Consider the following 22,937-nt stretch of genomic DNA (forward strand, 5'->3'; position numbering starts at 1 on the left):
CCTTTAAAACGTCACTTTCTTCGTGATTCTTCTTGTTTTTGTGCCTTTGTGGCTATGAATGAGTATGAGGCCAACATTAAATTTTCATCCGCTCTGTTATTTCCTGCCCTGTTGCTATGTCGTTGCCTTTCAGCTCTGCATACTCAACATTGGGAAACCAAAAGCTACCACCATTAATTTTAACAAAAATCCTTTTTAATATAATTTGTTTTTGGTTAATGGTAGCATAAATGCCATATTTATTATCGGCACCCAGCTTTAAATACAAAGGCATTTTTTTGTACGATACAAAATGCAGCTCGTAACTATTTTTTGCAAGTGGTTTCGACTTTATGCCGTAGGCAAAATTGCGTTGTACATAACTTAGCTCGGCACGCTCGCCTTTATCGCCATAACGTATCCAGAAAACATGCACAGGCTCGTCATTGTTCAATTCACCATTTTTATTATAGTTCAACTCGTAAACAATGGTATTGATATTGGGTGGGCGCTGCAAGAAAAATAATTGCTTAGGGTTTCCGTTTGGCACTGGGTAAACAAGCTCTTGCGAATGCACGCTTGCAGCTAACAGCAAGCAAATTATAAAACCAACGTATTTTGTAAAACTCTTCTTCATCTACTAAAAAAATTAAAAACCGCTATAATTTCCACATTAGCAATAGCCTTTCAGGAAATTTCCAACGCAATCATTTGCCAAGAATGGACTAATAGGCACTACTGTTTTTTCCTTGGTGCTTATTAGGATGTACAGCTTATATCCTTAAGGATGCAATTTTTCATCTGCCCGCTTCCTCCAGTGCTTTTTTTGCATCCATCAACCTTTTAATAGCTGTAAAATTGGTTAATACAGCCATTATAACTATAGGTATCGTAAACACTGTCATGGTTTCAAATACATGGAATGGGATGCCTTTTATATACAATTTATAATCGCCTCCCACCACTTTTGAAGTTGCGTAGCAAGCAATGGCCGAAGCAGCTATCAACACTACTCGTTCTGGCCGCTGCATTAACCCTCCTTTGTTTTCTATGCCTAAACCTTCGCTGCGCGCCCTAGTATAGCTAACCATCATAGACCCCATTAAGGCGATAAACGCAAACAAAGAACTTAAAAAATAATGATGTGCTATTAAATAATAGCAAATCCCTAAAAAAAGAATTAATTCGCTATATCTGTCCAGCACAGAATCGTACAACGCCCCGAAAGTAGAACTCATGTTGCCCAAGCGAGCTACCTGCCCATCTAGCATATCGAACAGGCCTGCAAATAAAATCAACCCACCAGCACAACCTATGTATGAAAAATCGCCACGGTTTCCTGCTTCGCCGCCTACAATAAAAATAATGGCCACCCCAACATTTAATACAAGCCCTATGGTAGTAACAATATTAGGTGTAAACCCAATTTTGATAAGGCATTTTACCAATGGGTTAATAATGACATATATTATTTGCTGTAGCTGGTTGCGTATCAATTGTTTCCGCATAATTTTTTTCTTAAAAATCAAATTTCACCCTTGTCCTGATGCCCCAGTCAGATATAGCAGGGTGATTGAGGTAGGTAAGCCTTTGCACATAGTCAACCCTTATCAACTTGAAAATATTTGCAATACCCGCGCTTACCTCTATATATGGCTCCTTACTTAATGCAAATGTACTTGGCAAACCAGTAATATTATCAATAGGGAATTTGTAAACTGCAGAATTTTTTGCAGGGTTGTTTTCATCCCTGATTCCACCATACAATACTTTGGCACTTGCTACTTCACGCAGTTTTAATTTTTTTAAAAGTGGTATCTTATTGAAAATAAATCCATTTAAATAATAATCAACGTTTACGCCCACTGAATGGTCGCTAACAAATTCCATAAAATTCATCAAGTTGTATGAATTTAGCTGGTAAGCATAGCTTTGATTGGCCCTGTGGATATTTAACAATGGGAAAGGTATTTGCCCAAATGTATAGCCACCTTCAAAAACCACATCGGCAAAACCAAACTGCGAGAAGTAAAAACGCTTATAGGCATTCAACTCTACTTTTTGGTAATTATACTCGCCATTTGCTAAGCCCTTTACACCTTCTGTGAACCTTGCCCTGAAAATGGGGTATTTATTAAAAATAGGTATGCGATAAACTTTGCCTTGATAAAATTGCTCATTGGGTGCCCACCTTAGCTCGCCAGACAATTCGGTGCTAGTAAGGCTCTGTATCGTGTCATTATTTATTTTCTCATAAGTAATGGTGCCTGCTGGCGTCTGCTTCACATTTTTAAATCCAAATGTGTACGAAAGGTTTTTACCAAATTCTCTTACGTACTCTGCTTTAAAAGTATTGTTATAAAGCCATTTATTATTGTCTCCTCGCTTAAATGAAAGCAAGAAATTGTCTTCCTGCACAAATTGCAGGTCTTGCCCAGGAATTTTGGTATCGTACTGGTAACTCAATTTCAGATAATTGAGTGGGTAGGCATATACGGATTTACCATTAAAAGAATAAGCCCCAGACACAAAATATTTCCATTTCTTGTCTTTAAAACCGTAGGCAGCATAATCTTCAACGTAGAAATTTTTACTTAACTTAGGCGTTGTCCTACCCCCTACCCTTAACCTGAAACCTTCTATTGGGTTAAAACTATAAAATGCGTTTACAGGGCCCATTTCAAAGGGACCAAAATTCTTATAGCCTGCCAACAGCAGTGTAGCAATATCCATGAACCGCTTGTATGACCGCATGTTTTGAAGGCTATCTATATTGGTATAAACGGTTGCTTCAATTTTCGACAATTGTGGATCCCGATTGGCTACCCAGAAGCTATCGTTGGTTACTGGTATATGTTGCCCTGTATAATCTGTTTTTGCTTGGTAAATGCTGTCGGGGGCTGGCTTGTCTACAATATAATTTTTAAACGAAACCGTCCGCTCGCCCAATATCCCACCCGAAGATTCTTTGCTTAACGCAAATTCTGCAAGCATATCGCTCATAGACAAATGATACCTACCATCTGGGCTTTTTTCGAAATTTTGGTTGATACGCAGTTCACGTGTCCAGTTGATATTGGCATTCTTGCTAATACCCATCACAATTTTTTTCACCGCATAGTTGCCATCTAGCGTAATGTACATAGTGCCACGAAATATTAAATCGGTAGAATTGCGTGGTGTAAAATACAATTTCACCAGTTTAATGCCATCTTCCTGTACAGTATCTCGGATATAAAACTGGTAGAATGTTGGTGCCATGTCGGCAATGGGGCTTAAAAATAGATTGCTAAGCACAGAAATATTGTTTTCATAAATATCAATATTCTCGTACATCCGATCTAGGTATTTGGTAATGCCATTGCCATCTATGTAGTCACCAAAATTTACTTTCTTCTCTCCTAATACAAATGTTTTTTCCTTTTGAGGCGATTTACGCAAATATTTTTGAGACAGTCTTTCTTCTAGGTAAATAGGCAAGAGCGACTTGCCTTCTAGCTTGGACGTATCTTGATTATCAAGTATAAATTTGTAATTTTTTAAGAAGCGGTTTTTTGCGAGTTTTTCTGGCTTGTTGGTCAAGGACAATTCCATTTTTTCGTATTGTTGGAATTGCTCATAGTCGTGGGCACCTACACGGTTGCTGTCTTTATTATCGATTACTTTTCTTATCAGCTCTACGGCAGGATTGTTTTTATTCCTGTATTTTGGCTTTTTGTTGGAGGTAACAACAACTTCTTTCAATGCCTGGTTTAGTTGAAGGTCTATATTTAGTACTTGCAATTGCCCTACCAATACTGGTTTATCTACTGTTTTGTACCCTACGCATGAAAATTCGATAGTTGATACTTTTGGGTTTGCTGTTTGCAGGTAATAATTGCCATTCTCGTCGCTAACCACCCCCTTGCTTCCTTTGAAGTAAACACTTACATAAGGCAAGGGCTTACCCGACTGGGCATCACGGACGAGGCCCTTAACCACCGTTTGTGCCTTTAAGAATTGCGACGACAACAGTACAATTAAAATAAACACAAATTGCTTAATTTGTTTGTCAATATTCATTATTTATCCAATTTCGCTTAAACACATATTTTTTTTGCAAAGGGTAGTTGTACCCATATGCTACCAAAACCGATGTAGCAAGTTTTGCTATTATATAATGTGTATTTGTATATTTAGAAAACAAGTACATGCTGCTAACATTCAATAGCAAATTACCTGCCCAAACCAAGAAGTATTTGTAAGCCTGTCTATAAGCATTTGCCTCGGTTGCATCAAAAGCCCAATGCCTGCCAATGAGAAAGTTGATGATGCCACCACTTACAGTTCCTGTAATGGTTGCTTCTAAAGGATTTACCTTAAAAAGGGTTACCAAGGATATTGTTATGAGGAAATCGGCTAAAGAGGCTACCAAACCGGCTACATTAGCCTTAAAAAAAGTAACCATATTAAATATTAAAAAGGTATAAATTCAATAACTAATTGCAGTATCAACCACGAATACACTCCTGCCAATACATCATCTGCCATTACTCCCCATCCACTTGGCAGTAATTCTGCCTTTTTTATGCCCAAGGGTTTTACAATATCAAAGAAACGGAAAAGGACAAGCCCAAAAGCCACATATTTTATTTCAATGGGTACAAAAAGCAGGGTAATCATCATCCCTGCTACTTCGTCTATTACTATTTTATTGCTGTCGTGCCCCCAAATACTTTCCAATACATTAGAATTCCATGTACCAACCGCTAATACGGCAGCCAACAACAATGGCTGCCAAAGCCATTTGTTACCTGGGGGTAGAAACATTAAAAATATACAGTAAGCTACTGCTGCGATAGTGCCAGATCCTTTACCTATATAACCAATACCGCAAACAGTAGCTATTGCCTTATGAAAACTCATCATATTTAAAAAGAAGCTGCCAACTCTTCGTAATAATCCTGGCCAAGATGCGTAATTAAATCCTCATCCATAATATAACGGAGGGTGTTTTGCAGCTTAATCAATTGCTTGAAAATATCATGCTCAGGGCGTAACCCGTCAAGGGTTTGCGGCGATTTAAAGTAAAAAGACAACCACTCTTGTATGCCACTCATGCTAGACCTTTTGGCAAGATCTAGGAACAAAGCGAGGTCTAGTACAATTGGCGCAGCAAGAATAGAATCCTTGCATAAAAAATTAATTTTAATCTGCATGGAATAGCCCAGCCAACCGAAAATGTCTATATTATCCCAGCTTTCTTTATTGTCGCCATGTGGAGGATAATATTCAATCCGTATTTTATGGAATAAATCCCCATACAATTCAGGGTTTACATCTGGTTGCAATATGTCTTCCAATACGCCCAGTTTGGATACTTCTTTAGTCCTAAAATTGTCAGGATTATCTAGCACTAAACCATCCCGGTTGCCCAATATATTGGTAGAAAACCAACCACGAACCCCCAATGCCCTTGCTTGCAAGCCAGGAGCAAGTATGGTTTTCATTAAGGTTTGCCCAGTTTTAAAATCTTTGCCACCAATTGGTGTTCCTGTTTCTTTTGCTAATTGTACCAAAGCCGGTATATCGCAAGTAAGGTTAGGGGCACCGTTTGCAAAAGGTACACCCAAGCGGATTGCTGCATAAGCATATATCATGCTAGGTGGTATCATTGGGTCATTGTTCCTCATCCCTTCCTCTAAGCTTTCTATAGTAGCGTGTACAGGGGCTTCTTCTATATACCTTTCGGTAGATCCACACCATACCATTACCAAGCGGCTACAATCGTTTAATTCCTGAAAATTTTGGATGTCTTCCATCACTTCCATTGCCAAATCGTATTTAGTAGCGGCAGTTTTTACATTCACCCCTGTGATGTTGGCAATATAAGTTTTGTCGAAAACGGCCTTCATTGGTTTAATGGCTTCCAATTCAGGCTTTATTGCGTTGAGCAATGCTGCATCCAATACTTTGGCCTTGCTTGCAGCTTCATACACATTGTCTTCAAAAATATCCCAGCCACCAAATACCACGTCTTGAAGGCTTGCCAATGGCACAAAATCTTTTATTTTCGGGTTTCTCTCTTCTGTTCTTTTCCCCAACCTGATAGACCCCATCTGCGTAATAGAGCCAAATGGCTGTGCCAATCCTTTTTTTACAGATTCAACGCCTGCAATAAATGTAGTGGCAACTGCACCAAGCCCTGGCAGCAATATACCTAATTTGCCATCTGCGGGCAATAAGTTCTCTTTCATGCTTTTCTTTTTCTTTAGTTAAAATTTCCTATAACCATTTATTATCCTTGTACCAAACCAATGTTTCTTCCAACCCTGATTTTAGATTATATTTAGGCTCAAAATCCAATTCTTTGCTTGCTTTGTCAATATTACAAATCCAGTTTGCAGCGGTTAATTCAGCCAGTTTTTCCTGGTTTACAACTGGGGTTTTACCAAACAAACCATACCCTTTTTCCAATACTACTGCAAAAAACTTAACCATGCCTTCTGGCAAAAAAAAGCGGGTTGTCTTTTTTCCTAAGAATTCTTTGGCAAAATCTGCCAACTCGTACCTGCTATATGATTGACCATCAGAAATATTAAATGCAATAGAAGTATTGTTTTTAAACAAGGCATCAACTACAATGCCAGCTATATCTTTTACATATACAAAACTTAATTGCTGCTTACGCTTTCCTATATATGGTTCCCAGCCCTTTAAAATGTAGCTAAAAAGGATAAAGATATCTTTCTCCCTAGGCCCGTATATAGCCGTAGGCCTTATTATAGTTAACGGTAACGCAAGCCCGTTAATCTTTTCTTCTGCCATCAATTTGCTTTTGCCGTAGGAAGTAACTGGCTGGGGCTTTGTTTCTTCCGTTATTGCGCCCTCTGCGCTGGGCAGCGGCCCCATAGCCGCAAGGCTGCTTACAAAAACAAATTTTTTCAAAGGTATTTCCAACATTGCTGCCGCTTTGGCAATATTGTAAGTATAAGTTACGTTTACCTTGCTATATTCATCCAAACTCGATGCCTTTGTAATGCCTGCCGCATGTATAATATATTGGTAATTGTTTTTTTCTATCTGGTTTTTCAAATCAGCTATATCATTAAAATCGGGATAGATATACTGGATCTCAAGGCCTTTCAAATGATCTATATTGCTGCTTTTCCTTATTGCAGCATGTACTTCCAAGCCCATTTTAAGGGCGGCTTCAATAATATGGAAGCCAAGGAAACCACTAGCGCCTGTTATCAAAACCTTTTCACGCATTCAATTCTTTTTTATAAATGCGGTATTTTTTATACACTTTGCCATTCATGCTTTCAATACCACTTTTCATTAATTCGTTGTGTTCCAATATCCACGAGGCTTCCCCGCCCCTCATGTTCCTTTCCTTTGCCCTCCTTATCATACTGGCATAGAAAACTGCTTCTATACCTTGTTTTTTATATCCTTCCACTACCCCCAACGCAAGTACCCTTACATTGTTTATTTTTTTCAAGCCAAGCAACAGTTTTATAATGCCTGTTGGCAGCAGCCTGCCTTTTTTTATCTTAATCAATACCTGGTTAATATCTGGTATTGCCAATCCAAACCCAATTAGCTTGCCATTGTGTTCGGCAAGCATGGCAAACTTTTCATCCACTATCATTTTTAGGTCTTTTGCCAGATAATTAAATTCATTGTCTGTCATAGGCACAAAGCCTAGATTTTTATCCCATGCTGTATTATACACCTCTTTTACCTTGGCAACTTCATTTTTATAATCCTTCATGTTGATAGGCCGGATGATAATATTTTTGCTTTTTAGCCTTTTTAGCAATGCTTCTTCCAGTTGTACTGGCCTGTCGTTTATCTCCCTGATGTCAATATCGTAAGCCAACAGGTCAATGTCTTTCTTAAACCCACAGGCTTCAATTAGTTCGTTATAATAAGGCTTATTATAGGTCATCATGGCAAGCGGTGGCTTGTCAAAACCTTCTATTAATGCTCCACAAGGTTCGTTGGTAGAAGGGTTTACCGGGCCTACAAAACTGGCAAGGCTACTATTTTTTTCTAGCAACCATGCTGCGGCAGTCTTAAAAAGAAGCTTTGCAACCGCCTTGTCGTTCACGCAATCAAAAAAACCAAAAAAACCATCACTTGCATGGTTAAATTCGTTGTGGTTGTTATTGATAATAGCAGCTATCCTCCCTTTTACCACATCATTTTCATAAACCAAAAAAAGCTGCAAAACAGAATGCTCGTGAAATGGGTGCTTGCCAGGGGTAAGCAAATCTCGTTGGGCTATAAAAAGTTCAGGCACATAGTTTACATCTCCCTTGTACAATTCATGAGGGAAATCAATAAAAGCGGCCATCTGTTTTTTGGTCTTTACTTCTTCTGCCCTAATCATATTGCTTGTTTTTGAACTTGGCGTTTAATATCCAGCTTTAAGGCTACTTTATTCAATTTTTCTATTGCTTCTTCTATTTGGCTATGCGTGTGCGTGGCCATGAGTGAAAAACGTATCAAAGAATCTGCCGAGGAAACTGCCGGGGAAACAACTGGGTTTACAAACACCCCTTCTTCCTGCAATTTCTTTGTAAACAAGAATGTTTTGTAGTTGTCCCTTACATATACTGGGATAATAGGGCTTTCTGTTTCACCTGTATCAAACCCATAATCCTGAAACATTTGCATTGAATAATGTGTATTTTCCCAAAGTTTTGCAATTAATTCAGGCTCCGACTGGATAATATCCAATGCAGCAATCACGCTTGCTACTGCTGCCGGGGTCATGCTTGCACTAAAAATCAAAGATCTAGCTTTATGCTTTAAATAGTCTATTACATCAGCATCACCCGATACAAAACCACCAAGCGATGCAAGGGACTTGCTGAAGGTACCCATCATTACATCAACCTTGTCAGTAAGCCCAAAATGAGAGGCTGTTCCAGCACCTTTATCGCCAATTACGCCAAGGCTATGGGCATCATCTACCATTACATTGGCACCGTATTTATCTGCAAGTGCTATAATCTCAGGCAATTTTACAATATCGCCTTCCATGCTAAAGATTCCATCAACGGCTATCAGTTTCATGGCATCAACTGGTAAGTTGGCCAATTTGGCTTCTAAATCTGCCATATTGTTGTGGCCATATTTAAGAACCCTAGAAAAAGATAACCTGCTGCCATCTATAATAGATGCATGGTCGCTTTCGTCAAGTATCAGGTAATCTGTACGACCTGTAATACAAGACAAAACCCCCAAGTTTGCCTGAAACCCTGTGCTAAACAATATTGCAGCTTCCTTGCCTGTATAAGCTGCAAGCCTGTTTTCCAGTTCAATATGAATATCTAAAGTGCCATTTAAAAACCTAGACCCAGCACAACCAGAACCATACTTATCAGTGGCTTTTTTTGCAGCTTCAATTATTTTAGGATGGTTAGTTAGCCCCAAATAAGAATTAGAGCCAAACATTAATACTTTCTTGTTGTTCAAGATAACCTCTGTACCCTGCCCAGACTGTATCGTTCGGAAATAGGGATATAAACCCATGCTCCTTACTTCCTCCGCATCCTTAAATGCTGAAACTCTCTGATGTAATTTTTTTTGCATAATTCGCCTTTTTTGCTCGTAAATGGCATCCATTCACTTTTCTATAATCTTTTTTAAAGCTGCTGCCTCTTTACGCGGAAAGGTAGTTTAATATCGCAAAATAGAATACAAAAATCTGAAATAATAGCTATTACAACAATGTCTGAAAGTCGTGCATATATGTCTGAAAGTCTTAAATTCCTTTCATTGTTCCATGCTTACATTGTAATAAAATATTGCAGACTTGTTCTTATTTTCAACTTTAGCCCCTTTTCGCATTAAGAACAATCCCTTTCCCAAAACAAATTTCTATTCTAAATATCTCTCTTGCAGCGAGTGAAACTTGACAGGATTGCAGTTACCATAACTGCAAATTAAACAATTGCAAATGAAATATTTGTAAAAAATTAGCTAAATAGTATAAAACCATCAGCCATTTATTTCGGAAATAAAAGATAAATGACTAAAATTCTACCGAAAATAGCTTATATTTTTTCAATAAAACATTCCTTTCGCTATTGAACTAAGCTTGCTAACAATTTCATTCTTCCTTTTGTGGAAAACTATACCTAAACAAAAAATATCTTCAATTTAAAAAGAAATTTGTAATTTGGTTTGCCCCACCCAATCATATTATATTTAATATCAACGTTTAGATGGCTAAAAAGATCTTTAGTACTGGCATTTTTTTTATTGTACTTTTTATTGTGTTTTCAAGCACTGCCAAATGCATGGCCCAGTGCAACAATGCTATTACTAACTACCCCTACCATGAAGATTTTGAAGCCTCTGATGGCAAGTGGGTAGCTGGCGGCATCAACTCGGACTGGGCATGGGGTACGCCACAAAAAGCCATTATCAACAAGGCGGCAAGCGGCACTAAGTGCTGGATTATAGGTGGGCTTACTGGCAATAAATACAATGATGGAGAGAAATCTACCTTGCAAAGCCCTTGCTTCAATTTATCATTGCTTACCAACCCATATTTAAGTTTTAAGGTATTTTGGGAAACTGAATCTAAATACGATGGTGCTAATTTTCAATATTCTATAGACAACGGTGCTAATTGGCTAAATCTAGGATCTTCTGCTGATGCCATTAACTGCCCAAATGACAATTGGTTTAACACTACTTCTATTACAGCTATTGGCTCAAATAGCACAAACAATTCAAACGGCTGGTCTGGCTCTGTTAGTAGTGGTGATGGGTCTGGCAAATGGGTAAGCGCAAAACATTCGCTAGATGCACTAAAGAGTCAAAAGCAAGTTATATTCAAGTTTAGTTTTTCCGCAGGTACAAAATTTAATGATTACAATGGCTTTGCTGTTGACGATATTAATATTAGCGAACCCCCACCAAACGTGGCTACGTTCACCTATGCTTGTTCGCCAAGCAAAAACAAAACCGTAGATTTTACAGGCGGGAATGTGGTATGCCCATCGGTATTTAACTGGGATTTTGGCGACCCCAATTCTGGGCCGGACAACAACACATCAAGCGACCCAGCCCCTAGCCATGAGTATTCTGCAGCAGGTAAATACACAGTAATACTTACCGTTACCAACCCTGCTACCCAACCTCCGGCAGTTGTAGTGAGCCCACCCGTGTATATACAAGTTGCAGATGCTACCATTAGCGTAGTGAAAGATATTTTATGTTATGGCGACACAACAGGGGCTTTGCAAGTATCCGTTAACCCCACTTTTTCAGATACATATACATACATCTGGAACAATAACCCAAGACTCACATCAGCATTAATACCCAACTTGCCAGCAAGCATATACTCCGTTGCCATTAGAAGTTCCAAAACCTGTGCATCTGCTGCACCTGTATCGCTTCCAACAAAACGATTGGAACCTTTGCAGCACAGTGCAGAAGCAGTAAACCCCGTTTGTGAAACCAAAGGCCGCATTACTATTATTGAAACTGGTGGAACTGGCAACTATATATCATATACATGGACACCCAATGTTTCCAACAGCTTGCAGGCCAGCAACTTAGTCGCAGGCACCTACAAGGTAGTAATAACAGATGATAATAACTGCACGGATACGTCCACCTTTACGCTTGTTGACATGAAAAATACAACTAGCGTAAACCTAGGGAACGATACCATTATTTGCCCAGGCGAAAAACTATTGCTAGATGCAGGCATTTTCCCTAGCTACAAATGGCAAGATTTATCAAACACGCAAACTTATGATGTTACCAAGACTGGGGTTTACAGTGTAATCGTTGCCGACAAAGATGGCTGTACTGCTTCTGACAATATTCAAGTAACGGTGCAATGCAACGACATCTTTTTCCCAACTGCTTTCACGCCCAATGGCGACCCTCAAAACCCTACATTTGGCCCCGGGCCAGCCGCTTCTTTAGCCGCTATATCTAAATATGAGTTTAAGATTTATAATCGGCTTGGGCAACTTATATTCACTTCCAACAACCCCTACAAGCAATGGGACGGCACTGTTAAAGGTGTAATTAGTAATGGTACTTATGTATGGTTTGCAAACTATACCATCGCCAACAGGAAAAACCTATCAAAACAAGGGGTGTTTTTATTGTTTAGATAATTAGTGAGTGGTCAGTAGACGGTATTGATTTGTAAAAAAGACTACCTTTTGCCTTATTACTGACCACTGACCACTTACGACTCTTCCTCCGGCTTATGATTTTTGGTGTACCCCCTCCATTTGTCAATCATTTGCTGCATGTCGTTTGGCAATTCGCTATTAAAAGTAATTAATTCTTCTGTACGGGGATGTATAAAACCAAGGGTTTTAGCATGTAATGCACAACGGGGGCATAGGTCAAAACAGTTTTCTACAAATTGTTTGTACTTAGTGTAGATGGTGCCTTTCAAAATCTTTTCGCCACCATATTCCCAGTCGTTGAATAAGGTATGCCCCAAGTGCTTCATGTGTACCCGTATCTGGTGGGTACGGCCTGTTTCCAGCACGCATTCTACCACTGTTACATAGTTTAAGCGTTCTATTACTGAATAGTGCGTAATGGCATGTTTGCCTATTTCCCCTTCTGGGTAAGCAGCAAACATTTTCCTGAACTGCTGGTGGCGAGCTATATGCGCATTGATGGTACCTTTGTCTTCCACCACATTGCCCCAAACAACTGCCACATACTTCCTCTGCACTGTATGGTTGAAAAATTGCTTGGATAAATGGGCGGCTGCCATTGCATTTTTGGCAAGTACTATTAGCCCTGTTGTGTTTTTGTCTATACGATGCACCAAGCCAAAACGAGGCAAGGTTTCCTCGTCAATATTCGGGTCTTGCTGCAATAAATGATGGAAAACGCCATTAAGCAATGTGCCTGAAAAATTGCCTACCCCGGGATGTACTACCATATTTGGCTGCTTGTTAAGCACCAAAACATCCTCATCCTCATACACAATATTAAGGGGGAGTTCCTCAGCCTTTAGTATGGTATAGTCAGGGTTTATAAAAGTCATCAACACAATATCATCGCCTGGTTTTATGCGGTAGTTGCTCTTTACTATTTTGCCGTTCACGGTTAAAAAACCAGCATCTATCCCTTGTTGTACCTTATTGCGGGTAGCCCCTTCTATATGGTTTTGTATCCATTTGTCTATGCGCAAGGGTTCTTGCCCTTTATCTACCGTAAAAGTTTTTTTCTCGTATAGCTCGTCGCTGTTTTCTTCCTGCACAATATTTACATCCACATTCATAATGGCAAATATAATCTATCATTGTTACTATTCAGCACATAGATAGATAGGCAGAAAAACATGAAAACATAAGGAAATAAAAAAAAACCTTTTTTAGTTAAACCTCACCCCAACCCCTCGCCAAAGGCGAGGGGCAAAGCAGCGAAGCTTTATAGCTTTTAAAAAGTATTGCGCAGCGAACCAGACCAAATATAGGCAACAAACAAAGCTGCATAAAAGATGCTGGCACCCATGGCAACATTAAGGTTAATTAATGCAGCAATGCAGCAAACTACAGCAACCAATAGTTGTAATTGGCTCAACAGCGGCCTGCCCCAGCTTTTGGCTAGTTGGATGGGGTATTCCATTTCATTAAAAATAATGGCGGTTGAAGCTATTACCAAGGGGATAAACAAATAATTATCGTTTACCAATAATATATAAACACAAGACACCAACCCCGAAAACATGGAAACAGACACTAGTTTTGCCCGCCACTGCTCATTGTGCGTGAGTATATAGCGGCCGTGTGGGGTAAATAAAAGGTACAAATTGGCAAACGAGCTGCCCAGCCAAGAAAACATAACCAAAACAAAATAAAGCCACATTACCACTATGCCAATAAGCTGGAACTTAGAATCTTTGCTTGCCGAAGCCAACACCCTCACCGCAAACCAAACGCCTAGAAGCACGCCAAGCCTTATGTTTTTGGTTTGCTTGTTCATCCATAAGTTGTATTGAAGCAGCCAGCGGTAGAATACCAATTTCGATTTCAGGGCAGCTTTGTAGCCGTCTTTGGCATAGCCATAGTTTGGGTTGATCCGCAATGCTTCACGGAAATGCTCGGCTGCTTGCTTGTGCTTTCCTTTTTCTAGGTAATGCCAGCCATAGTTGGCATGGGTAGTAAAGTTTTCAGGGTCTATGGCAAGTGCCTCGTTGATGGTTTCGTAGGCCTCGTCTTTCTTGTTTAGCCGGAACAATGCCGTGGAGCGCATATTGAGGCAAGAAACGCTTTCGGCATCTAATGCCAAGCCATAATCAGCAGCTTCTAATGCTAACTGGTATTCTTTCTGTTCCAAACGTATATGGGCAGCAAGGGCAAAATACCCTGCGTTGTACGGGAAAATAGAAAGGGCTTCGTTTAAAAAGCCAAGTGCTTTTTTATTGTCATTTTTTTGGTACCAAGCAAAAGCCATCAAGTAAAAAACATAATCGTTGCTGCTGTCGAGGTGCAAGCATTGGTTGAGTATATCAATGGCTTCGTCAAATAATCTTGTATCTAGTTTGCAATGTGCCAGTATCAACAGTGCTTCTACATCTTCAGGATCCGATTGCAGCACCATGCCTATCTCCCGCTCCGCATCTTTAAAACGCTTTTGCTTCCGCAGCAAGTCAGCCCGGCGTATTAAATTTTCCCTGTTCAGCATTCAATAATTTGTTTAAAAAAATTGCCACAAAGGCACGCATTGTTTTTGCCACGAAGGCACGAAAGCACAAAGAGGCACAAAGGAAAGGAAGATTAAATCTTTTAGATTTGGCAACTTCTGGAAAGTTACCAAATCAAGTTGCTAAATCTAAAAAGGAGGTAAGCAAAAAAAAAAACGAACAAAAATAATTTATACGCACCCTTCTAACTCATAATTCATAACTAGCTTTATTTTTTCGCCTTTATGTAGTTCAATATATCGTCATACAATCCCGTTTCATTTGCGTACAAAGCATAGTTGCGGGCAGTGCTAAACCATTCGCCTGTTGTGAATTTATGTTGTTTTACAGCCTTCAACAAATCCTTTGTAGTTAGCTTTTCTATGGCGCCTTTGGCCAACGATTCTTCCAGTTTATACTCCGTGGCAATGTCCACCACTGCTTTTAAGTCTGCCCCGGAATATTCCTCTGTTACCTTGGCGACAGCAGCTAAATCTATTGTTTCTGCTGGCTTGTCTTTCAAGTGCTGCTTTAAAATTTCCACCCTGCCTTCTATATCTGGAGGGGCAACAAAAACAACACGGTCGAACCTGCCCGGCCTTCTGAAAGCACTGTCTATGCTCCATGGGGCGTTGGTGGCAGCCAATATCAACACGCCTTCGTTGCTATGCTCCACTCCATCCATTTCTGCCAAGAATTGGTTAATTACATGCCTCATGCTGCTGCCTTTCAAGTCGCTACGGCTAGCGCCAATGGCATCTACCTCATCAAAAAACAATACGCAGGGTGCATTTTCCCTAGCTTGGGCAAAAACCTCGTGCAGGTTTTTTTCGCTGTTGCCCATCCACATATCCAAAATATCGTGAAGACCAATGTTGATGAATTTTGCGTCAATTTCCCCAGCAGTAGCACGGGCTAGGTAGGTTTTGCCACAGCCAGGGGGGCCATAAAGCAAAATGCCACCACCTGCTTTCTTGCCAAAAGCTTTGTATAAATCTGGGTTTTTAAGCGGCTGGATAATTTTTAAAGAAATTTCGTTTTTTACTTTTTTCATGCCGCCCACGTCTTCAAATTTCAGGTCGGGTTTCTCCATGAAAAAATCAGTCCTCCCTTCCCCTTCAAAGTCGTGCATCCCAAATATATCGTCCTCATCGTCCTCATCATCCTCGCCTTGCCTGCTGGCAGTGCTAGCCAAACGCAATGCGCCGTCAATTTCCTCATCCTTGAAACCAGGGTTTTGTTGCAATACCTTTTTATATACTTCCACTGCCTCATTGGTGGAGTGTTCTTTTATCAGGCATCTTATATAAGGCACCATCTCGTCCCCAGCCAGCATGTTGTCGCCCATCAATGCCTCGAATACCAATATGGCAGCAGAGTATTTTTTTTGCTTGAAGTAAACGTTTGCCAATCCTTTTCTAGCTTTATCGTTGCCATAATTCCGCTGCAATACCTCTTGGTATTCAACGGCAGCATCGTCCAGCATAAAGCCTTTTACCATCAGGTCTGCCAAGTGCAAACGCAATGGTATATTGTCTGGCGAAAAAGACAAAGCCTCCCTCAATTGTTCTATGCCCTCGTTCATAACTTTTTAAGTTGTACGTTATACGTTGTAAGTTTTAAGTTGTAGGTTATACGTTTTAAGTTGTACCTTTTTAAACTCTTTGCTATCAATTATCAATTAATATAGCATCCTTACTTTAATGGTTTCCTTTATGTTCCTTAGCAACTCGGCGGCTTGGGCAGATAATTTTTTATCCACGTCCAACACCACATAACCAATTTCTTCATTTGTTTTTAAATACTGGCCAAGTATATTGATATGGTGCTTGGCCAACTCCGTATTAATAGCACTCAACACGCCTGGCACATTGTTGTGGATGTGCAATATACGGTGCGCACCATCGACAGGCGGCAAGCCAATTGCAGGTACTGAATGCGAGCCATTGGTAATGCCTTTTTCAAGGAACTGGTACAATTTTGCACTTACGTCTTCCCCAATATTTTCCTGTGCTTCCTCGGTGCTGCCGCCAATGTGCGGGGTAAGGATAACATTTGACAAGCCCTGCAATGGGCTTGTAAACTTATCCCCATTTTTTTCTGGCTCCCACGGGAAAACATCAATGGCAGCACCACTTAAAGAACCTGATTTTAAGCATTCGGCCAATGCATCTAAGTCCACAACCTCGCCCCTTGCATAGTTAATGAGTATACCACCCTTTTTAAAATGTGTGAGTACTTCTTTATCTATCAGATTTTTGGTTTGCGCTGTTTCCGGTACGTGAAGGGAAACAATATCAGCCGATGCAACCAATTCTTCCAAACTTTTTGCAGCTATTGCATTACCTAATGGCAGCTTAGTTTCCGTATCGTAGAACATTACTTTCATGCCAAGGCTTTCAGCAATAACACTTACCTGCGAGCCTATATTGCCATAACCCACCAAGCCTAAGGTTTTGCCACGCATCTCATAGCTGCCTTTGGCTTCTTTTTTCCAGATGCCTTCATGTGCTGCTTTGTTTTTGTCGGGTATCCTCCTTATCAACATGATGGCCAAGCCTATTACCAATTCTGCCACGCTGCGTGTATTGCTGTAAGGCGCATTAAAAACCGTTACGCCCAAATGGGTAGCCGTTTTTAAATCTACTTGGTTTACACCAATACAAAAACAACCAATTGCTTGTAGCTTCTTGGCCGACTCCAAGACCTTTGCCGTTATCTGTGTTTTAGACCGTATGCCTAGTAAATGTACGTCTTTCACGGCTTTTATTAATTCTTCTTCACTCAAAGCACCATTCAGCTTTGTTACACTGGTATAGCCGTTGCTTTTAAAATACTGTACGGCTTTGTCGCTAATGTTTTCCAGGAAAAGAATATTGATTTTTTCCTTTGGATAACTAGTCAATTGCTCTTGATTCATTAATTCTCCATCGCTCATAGGCTGCAAAAATAAACAATTAGGAATTAGGAATGGATAATTATACCACTGATTAAATGATTTGCCTGATTTTAATGATTAAACCCCTTAGTCCGAAAGGCTTTTATTGGAATGGGCTTTGCAGACCATATATGTATTACACCCCTTCGGGGCTTTGTAGGAGGGCTATTTGCCATGAATCTTAGTATCAGAATAGTACTTGCTACTTGTTTGTAAAACAATCAATTATTATTAAAATAGTTTCAGTTTTGCAAATTTTGGAGTTTTTTTTCTGTTTGCGTTTTTTTGAAAAAACGTCTCTTCTCTTTTAAATCATTGATTATCAACAATAATGACAAATTTTTATGAGTGTTTTGTGCGTGTTTTGTGCGTACTTTTTGAGTGTTTTGTGCGTGATTTATAAGTGATTTGTGAGAAAAAGTGAGTGATTTGTGGGTGATAAAGGCAACACCAAATTTTGGCACTACAACTATTTTAATATTAGTAAATAAAGAACTTTGATTTTTTTAGCTTGTTTGAAGCATTTGGTAAATAACTTATGTATTGCTAATTTAGTACAAAGATAAGGCTTGGAGGTCATAATGGGAAAAAGCCTCCTGACAAGCAACTGATGTTTAGCTTATTACAACCTTTATATATAAAACCAATGCTTTTCTGGATTGGTGGCGCGATTTGTTTTTTCCGATGGGCTGCACCCATCGCTGGTATATGACACCCCTTCGGGGCTTTGTAAACAACAAAAACGCCCCAAAATTTCGGGGCGTTTTTTTGCGTTGTTTGCTAAATTAATTATTTATTTAACCTTAAAAGCATAAATCCAATTTATATTGCCTAAATCAGATGCAGGTTTCAACTTTTTATCAACGATTAAATTAATTGAAACAAGTTTTCCGGAGAGTGCTTTTGGGAGTATGTAAGCATAACTTACCAAATAGGTATTATAATTTACCCCTGAGATTGACTCAGAAATTATTTTATTTACCGTTAATGGAGCTACAGTTGAAATAACTATTGGGGCAGAAACAGAATCTAATAAATCTGACTGTTTAGGAATATATCCTCGTATAGAATCCTCTGCGGCAGCTACTGGGAACAATAATGTGGGCTTATTAAAAGTTGTAGGAGGCTGGAAAAACCTAAGATTTATACTTCTTTGACTAATGGCATAATCATCCCCTTTTAAATAAGCCAAAACAGTCAATGTATCCCCTACTTTATAAGAAGGTATTGTATTGCCTTTTGCAAGGGTATCATAAGTTAATTGTTTCCTGAACTTATTAAAACTTGAAGGCAAAACACCAGCCGGCAAATTGTAGATTGAAGAAGAATCCACCACAAACGCTGCCAAAACCCTATTCGTTAAAGAAAATGTAGTAGAATTGGCTATTGCAGTATTTGCATCACCATTTGTTGTATCATTATTTTTTGAACAGCCTGCTAATATTATACTTAGCGAGGATAATACAAATATTGTTTTTAATATTAATTTCATATTTAATGTTTTTAGGTAAAATAATTAGTTAAACAAATAGCGAACCCCAATTTGTGCCTGCCAACGTGAACCAATCCCAGTATCATCACGATAGCTGTTAACCAAAGGGATTTGATTTGCATTATCTAAGAATGGCACAGTAAACATTGGTTTTCCATCAGAACCAAGCCCAACATACCTGATTGGTGATGAATTATTAAACGTTCTTACTACACCCCATTGCCTGTTAATTAAGTTGCCAACATTAAATATATCGAATGTTACACGGAGCGTATGCTTTACGTTGTCTTTTGTTTTATAATAAAAATCTTGGGTAATATTCATATTCAGCTTCTTGAAATAAGGTGCTAAAGCACCATTCCGTTCTGCATACTGCCCACGACGCTGGCTAAGATAAGCATCTTGATTAATGTAATTATCTAATTGACTCCAAATTTGGCCTGGTGTCCTAGGGTCAGTAGCACTAGACTTTACAAGCACTATTTCACTTTGATTTCTTGGGATGTATATTAGATCGTTATTACCACCAGAGCCATCATTGTTTACATCGCCATTGTAAGTGTAAGAAGCAGTTCCATTTGTGGCTGCTTCAAAAGTTAAGCCAATAGAGGTGGCGAAATATTTTGCATATTCAGCACGGTATGTTCCATAAGCTATTACCCTATGTGGCTGGTAAAAATTTGAATAGCTTAAGTCATTCGCATTCGGGTCTCCACTTACTGGACGATCCCTCCAGTTGCTTTGAGCTATAGATCCACCATCATTAATGGTTTTAGATTGGTTGTAAGTATATGCAACACTACCAGTGAAGTTTTTCAACGTTTTTACTGCTTGAAAAGTAAGGTAATATGAATATCCTTTGCTTGAATTTTTCATTAAAATGGCACTGCTTATATTCGGATTGTCTAAAGTACTACCCGCATATATTTGAGACGAACTGTACCTAATCCTATTGTCTGGGCCTACCAGAGGTGAACCCGTTGTTGGTAAACCTATATTTTGGAAATACACCGCATTTATGTCATGTGCATAGTTAGCCTCAACAGTTACAGTCCAATTATCAGGCAATTTTCTGTCAATAGCCAAACTAGCTTTCAAGTTTTGTGGATATTTGAATTTAGGGTCAGTAACAGCAATGTTGTAGTTAGGGGACAATTTCCCAGCAAAAGTTTTTCTTATGCTATCAATATTGGTTAAGAAAGGCTGAGGTGCGGTTCTACTAAAAGAACCGAATTGAACACCATTGTTGCTTGCTTGGTTGCTAATCCAGACAAATGGCGGCGGCCCAGCAAACAACCCTATACCTCCACGTATTTGCGTAACTTTATCGCCATTAACATCCCAGTTGAAACCAACACGTGGGCTAAATAACATTTGTGTCTTAGGCTTTTGTCCAACATCAACCCTAATACCATCCCTAAAAGGAAGCGCGCTTAGAGCATCATTTTTGTCAAATTTGTTAACAAAAATTGGCACATCCCCCCTTATACCGTAAGTAACGGTAAGCTGGCTATTTACCCTCCATTTATCTTGTGCAAAAAAACCTAGTTCATGAACTTCTGTTTTTCCAAATGGGAAAGAGCCATCTGGCGTTGTTGCATATTGCAAATTAAATAATGATGTCTTATTTAATGCTGGATTAGTAGCACCATCATAGAAGTCTTGTAAAGTATTGAACCTATACAATCCTTGATAATTGGGTGCGAAACCATTTAAAAATTTCTTGTAATAGTATTGCGCTCCAGCAGTTATTTCATGCGATTTGTAATAATAAGTTGCTATGTCAGAATATTGAAAAATGTCTGAGTTTAGTTTATTATTATAAGTAAACGGTTCATATCCAAATGAGGTATACGTTTGTCCTTGACCATTTAAAATATCTACTAATGGAAAATTACCATTGGCAAGGGGTGCACGGAAATCTCTTAAAGCGGAGTAGCCAATTTGTAGTTTATTAGATATTTTATTGGTTAGTCTTGTATTTAGCTCTGCAATGAAAATATCAAAATTGTTATTTATGGTATAACCATTACCGCTAAATGGCAAGCCTGTTGTACTTGGCTGGCGAGTTCCTTGTGCACCACTATTGCTTGCTGCAATATCTTTTAATGAATGAAGGTAATTATACTTTATAGTGAAAGTATTTTTATCGTTAATATTCCAATCAATCTTAACTGTTGCCTTTTTGCTTTCAGTCCTATAATTGTAGTTTTGATATTCCCCTGGGTTATATCCATATCTACTAATAAGGAAATTCCTAAGTGAATCTAAATCAGTAGCTTTTGCTTGAGAAATATTACCTCCAGCAGTTTGCCCGGGTTGCAAAGCAACCAAACTTGTTGCTGGGGTACTTATTTTTTCTTGCTCATAGCTAGCAAAGAAAAAAACCTTGTTCTTTATAATTGGCCCACCAAGTGTTGCACCAATTTGCGTGTAATCAAACTGCGGTTTTGTTGCCCCATTTGCTAACAAATCAACAGATTTTACTTTATAGCCTTGTAAATTATTGTTTCTAATATAATTATAAACCGAACCCTTAAACTGGTTGGTCCCACTTCGTGTTACTGAATTTACACCTGCCCCTGTAAAATTTCCTTGTCTTACATCATAAGGAGAAAGATTTACTTGAATTTGCTCAATAGCATCAATACTTATAGGTTGAGATCCAGTTTGTCCACCTAATGTGCTACTTAAACCAAAGACGTTATTAAAATTAGCACCATCAACGGTAAGGTTATTATAAGAAGCATTTACGCCTCCAAAATTCAAGCCGTTTGAAGAGGGGGTAAGTTTAGTGAAATCTTGAAAAGATCGATTGATAGTCGGTAGCCTTTCCAATTGATTACGGGTTATTACCTCTTGGCTACCTGTACGAGAGTTATTAAAGACTTTATCTTGCTTTCCGCCTTTTACAACTACCTCGGTTAACATTGCAGATTCTGGGGTCAAGCCAAAATCTACTTTAAACTCCTGCCCTAATGATAAATAAATACCATCTTGCTTCTCCGTTTTGTAGCCTACATAGCCAATGGTTACGCTGTAGGGGCCGCCTATTTTAGCATTGGGTATGTTGTAACGCCCATCTTTACGGGTGCTGGTTACATACTTTGTGCCTGTGGGCAGGTGTATAGCCGTAACGCTGGCGCCGGGTACGCCCTTGCCTTTGTCAGTAACTGTACCCACAATATCTGATGTTGTTTCCTGTGCGCTAACTACAAAACAACACCCTAGCAATAGAAACGTTGCTAATAATTGGGTAAATTTTCTCTTCATGCTACTCATAAATTAAATTTTAATTTTAAAAAGTGAACCTTTATGCCAAATTGCTTAAACCAGAAAACATTAAAATATAGAATAAGGTACTTTGAACGCACTCTAGAGATAAAATATGCGAAGTAGCTACAAAAAATACATGGTATAAATTTTATATCTATGAAAATTAAGTGCCAAAAAGTAGCTTACTATGACTATTTGTATATAAAGAAGGTCGAGAAAACTATATTTTTCATTGAATAATTTCTAAAATTATTATTGGGATAAGGAGTTCTCATGCTGATTTAAAAGCCAATGCGTTCAAAACACCTAATTCTATTAAAATAATATGGGCAACCGATAAATAGAACGTTAAAATTAACTACAAATAAACAACTAGTTTTTACATAAAATACATTTATTGTAAAAAAATAGGTCAAATTGTTTTATTTTTTTAGTTTTTAGGTAGTCAAAATGAAAATACATTAAAATTTGCTTAAATGAATAGAAGGTAAATAAGCCTATTTGATTCTTCACTACATTTTTAACATTGCATTTCAGTTGCAAAAGTGCTTAAAAAAAGAATGTAACATCAAATT

16 protein-coding genes are annotated in these 22,937 nt (G+C 38.8%); 1 reads left to right on the plus strand and 15 read right to left on the minus strand.

All coding sequences use genetic code 11. From position 1 onward, the window contains the following. Positions 1-76: 76 nt before the first annotated feature. From ACHFIY_RS02645 to spt, 9 genes are all read right to left on the minus strand, one after another. The gene (locus ACHFIY_RS02645) at positions 77-616 is read right to left on the minus strand and encodes a DUF4833 domain-containing protein (protein WP_410844501.1); all 540 of its coding nucleotides are present in this window, start codon (positions 614-616) and stop codon (positions 77-79) included. Between the two features lie 160 nt (positions 617-776). Then, positions 777-1,487: a CDP-alcohol phosphatidyltransferase family protein gene (locus ACHFIY_RS02650; protein WP_410844502.1), complete on the minus strand. Its 711-nt coding sequence runs from the start codon at positions 1,485-1,487 to the stop codon at positions 777-779. 10 nt (positions 1,488-1,497) lie between these two features. Continuing rightward, positions 1,498-4,041: a DUF5686 and carboxypeptidase-like regulatory domain-containing protein gene (locus ACHFIY_RS02655; RefSeq protein ID WP_410844503.1), complete on the minus strand. Its 2,544-nt coding sequence runs from the start codon at positions 4,039-4,041 to the stop codon at positions 1,498-1,500. After that, positions 4,031-4,426 (minus strand): GtrA family protein, encoded by a 396-nt coding sequence (locus ACHFIY_RS02660; RefSeq protein ID WP_410844504.1) that lies wholly within the window; start codon positions 4,424-4,426, stop codon positions 4,031-4,033. Before ACHFIY_RS02660 ends, ACHFIY_RS02655 begins: the two co-directional genes overlap by 11 nt. 8 nt (positions 4,427-4,434) lie before the next feature. Next, positions 4,435-4,887 carry a phosphatidylglycerophosphatase A family protein gene (locus ACHFIY_RS02665; protein ID WP_410844505.1) on the minus strand — a complete coding sequence of 151 codons (453 nt, stop codon included), beginning with the start codon at positions 4,885-4,887 and terminating at the stop codon, positions 4,435-4,437. A 2-nt stretch (positions 4,888-4,889) separates the two neighbouring features. Continuing rightward, positions 4,890-6,215, minus strand: coding sequence for an inositol-3-phosphate synthase (locus ACHFIY_RS02670; RefSeq protein ID WP_410844506.1), 1,326 nt, complete (start codon positions 6,213-6,215; stop codon positions 4,890-4,892). Between the two features lie 28 nt (positions 6,216-6,243). Further along, a complete protein-coding gene (locus tag ACHFIY_RS02675) occupies positions 6,244-7,230 on the minus strand; it encodes an NAD-dependent epimerase/dehydratase family protein (protein WP_410844507.1) in 987 nt (328 codons plus the stop codon). Beyond that, the gene (locus ACHFIY_RS02680) at positions 7,223-8,356 is read right to left on the minus strand and encodes a hypothetical protein (protein ID WP_410844508.1); all 1,134 of its coding nucleotides are present in this window, start codon (positions 8,354-8,356) and stop codon (positions 7,223-7,225) included. The genes ACHFIY_RS02675 and ACHFIY_RS02680 overlap by 8 nt, the downstream gene beginning before the upstream one ends. Further along, complete coding sequence (gene spt / locus ACHFIY_RS02685; RefSeq protein ID WP_410844509.1) at positions 8,353-9,564, minus strand: serine palmitoyltransferase; 1,212 nt, start codon at positions 9,562-9,564, stop codon at positions 8,353-8,355. Before spt ends, ACHFIY_RS02680 begins: the two co-directional genes overlap by 4 nt. 635 nt (positions 9,565-10,199) lie before the next feature. Between spt and ACHFIY_RS02690 the strand changes: the two genes are divergently transcribed. Beyond that, the gene (locus tag ACHFIY_RS02690) at positions 10,200-12,119 is read left to right on the plus strand and encodes a T9SS type B sorting domain-containing protein (RefSeq protein ID WP_410844510.1); all 1,920 of its coding nucleotides are present in this window, start codon (positions 10,200-10,202) and stop codon (positions 12,117-12,119) included. 74 nt (positions 12,120-12,193) lie between these two features. Here ACHFIY_RS02690 and ACHFIY_RS02695 read toward each other — a convergent pair whose 3' ends face one another. From ACHFIY_RS02695 to ACHFIY_RS02720, 6 genes are all read right to left on the minus strand, one after another. After that, entirely contained in the window at positions 12,194-13,252 is a 1,059-nt protein-coding gene (locus ACHFIY_RS02695; RefSeq protein WP_410844511.1) for an RluA family pseudouridine synthase, read from the minus strand. A gap of 158 nt (positions 13,253-13,410) precedes the next feature. Then, the gene (locus ACHFIY_RS02700; RefSeq protein WP_410844512.1) at positions 13,411-14,658 is read right to left on the minus strand and encodes a tetratricopeptide repeat protein; all 1,248 of its coding nucleotides are present in this window, start codon (positions 14,656-14,658) and stop codon (positions 13,411-13,413) included. 227 nt (positions 14,659-14,885) lie between these two features. After that, a complete protein-coding gene (locus tag ACHFIY_RS02705) occupies positions 14,886-16,241 on the minus strand; it encodes an AAA family ATPase (protein WP_410844513.1) in 1,356 nt (451 codons plus the stop codon). A gap of 96 nt (positions 16,242-16,337) precedes the next feature. Beyond that, complete coding sequence (serA, locus tag ACHFIY_RS02710; RefSeq protein ID WP_489685635.1) at positions 16,338-17,594, minus strand: phosphoglycerate dehydrogenase; 1,257 nt, start codon at positions 17,592-17,594, stop codon at positions 16,338-16,340. Between the two features lie 793 nt (positions 17,595-18,387). After that, entirely contained in the window at positions 18,388-19,086 is a 699-nt protein-coding gene (locus tag ACHFIY_RS02715; RefSeq protein WP_410844514.1) for a hypothetical protein, read from the minus strand. 24 nt (positions 19,087-19,110) lie between these two features. Then, positions 19,111-22,359 (minus strand): TonB-dependent receptor, encoded by a 3,249-nt coding sequence (locus ACHFIY_RS02720; protein WP_410844515.1) that lies wholly within the window; start codon positions 22,357-22,359, stop codon positions 19,111-19,113. Between the last annotated feature and the right edge of the window lie 578 nt (positions 22,360-22,937).

The sequence above is a fragment of the Parasediminibacterium schistidii genome (assembly GCF_046546515.1).
In the GTDB taxonomy this organism is placed as follows: Bacteria; Bacteroidota; Bacteroidia; order Chitinophagales; family Chitinophagaceae; genus Parasediminibacterium.

Coding starts and splice junctions, on each gene's coding strand:
- ACHFIY_RS02655 (WP_410844503.1), bottom strand. CDS start 4,041: ATGAATATTGACAAACAAATTAAGCAATTTGTGTTTATTTTAATTGTA.
- ACHFIY_RS02670 (WP_410844506.1), bottom strand. CDS start 6,215: ATGAAAGAGAACTTATTGCCCGCAGATGGCAAATTAGGTATATTGCTG.
- ACHFIY_RS02665 (WP_410844505.1), bottom strand. CDS start 4,887: ATGATGAGTTTTCATAAGGCAATAGCTACTGTTTGCGGTATTGGTTAT.
- ACHFIY_RS02660 (WP_410844504.1), bottom strand. CDS start 4,426: ATGGTTACTTTTTTTAAGGCTAATGTAGCCGGTTTGGTAGCCTCTTTA.
- ACHFIY_RS02705 (WP_410844513.1), bottom strand. CDS start 16,241: ATGAACGAGGGCATAGAACAATTGAGGGAGGCTTTGTCTTTTTCGCCA.
- ACHFIY_RS02690 (WP_410844510.1), top strand. CDS start 10,200: ATGGCTAAAAAGATCTTTAGTACTGGCATTTTTTTTATTGTACTTTTT.
- ACHFIY_RS02715 (WP_410844514.1), bottom strand. CDS start 19,086: ATGAAATTAATATTAAAAACAATATTTGTATTATCCTCGCTAAGTATA.
- ACHFIY_RS02695 (WP_410844511.1), bottom strand. CDS start 13,252: ATGAATGTGGATGTAAATATTGTGCAGGAAGAAAACAGCGACGAGCTA.
- ACHFIY_RS02650 (WP_410844502.1), bottom strand. CDS start 1,487: ATGCGGAAACAATTGATACGCAACCAGCTACAGCAAATAATATATGTC.
- spt (WP_410844509.1), bottom strand. CDS start 9,564: ATGCAAAAAAAATTACATCAGAGAGTTTCAGCATTTAAGGATGCGGAG.
- ACHFIY_RS02700 (WP_410844512.1), bottom strand. CDS start 14,658: ATGCTGAACAGGGAAAATTTAATACGCCGGGCTGACTTGCTGCGGAAG.
- ACHFIY_RS02645 (WP_410844501.1), bottom strand. CDS start 616: ATGAAGAAGAGTTTTACAAAATACGTTGGTTTTATAATTTGCTTGCTG.
- ACHFIY_RS02680 (WP_410844508.1), bottom strand. CDS start 8,356: ATGATTAGGGCAGAAGAAGTAAAGACCAAAAAACAGATGGCCGCTTTT.
- ACHFIY_RS02675 (WP_410844507.1), bottom strand. CDS start 7,230: ATGCGTGAAAAGGTTTTGATAACAGGCGCTAGTGGTTTCCTTGGCTTC.
- ACHFIY_RS02720 (WP_410844515.1), bottom strand. CDS start 22,359: ATGAAGAGAAAATTTACCCAATTATTAGCAACGTTTCTATTGCTAGGG.
- serA (WP_489685635.1), bottom strand. CDS start 17,594: ATGAGCGATGGAGAATTAATGAATCAAGAGCAATTGACTAGTTATCCA.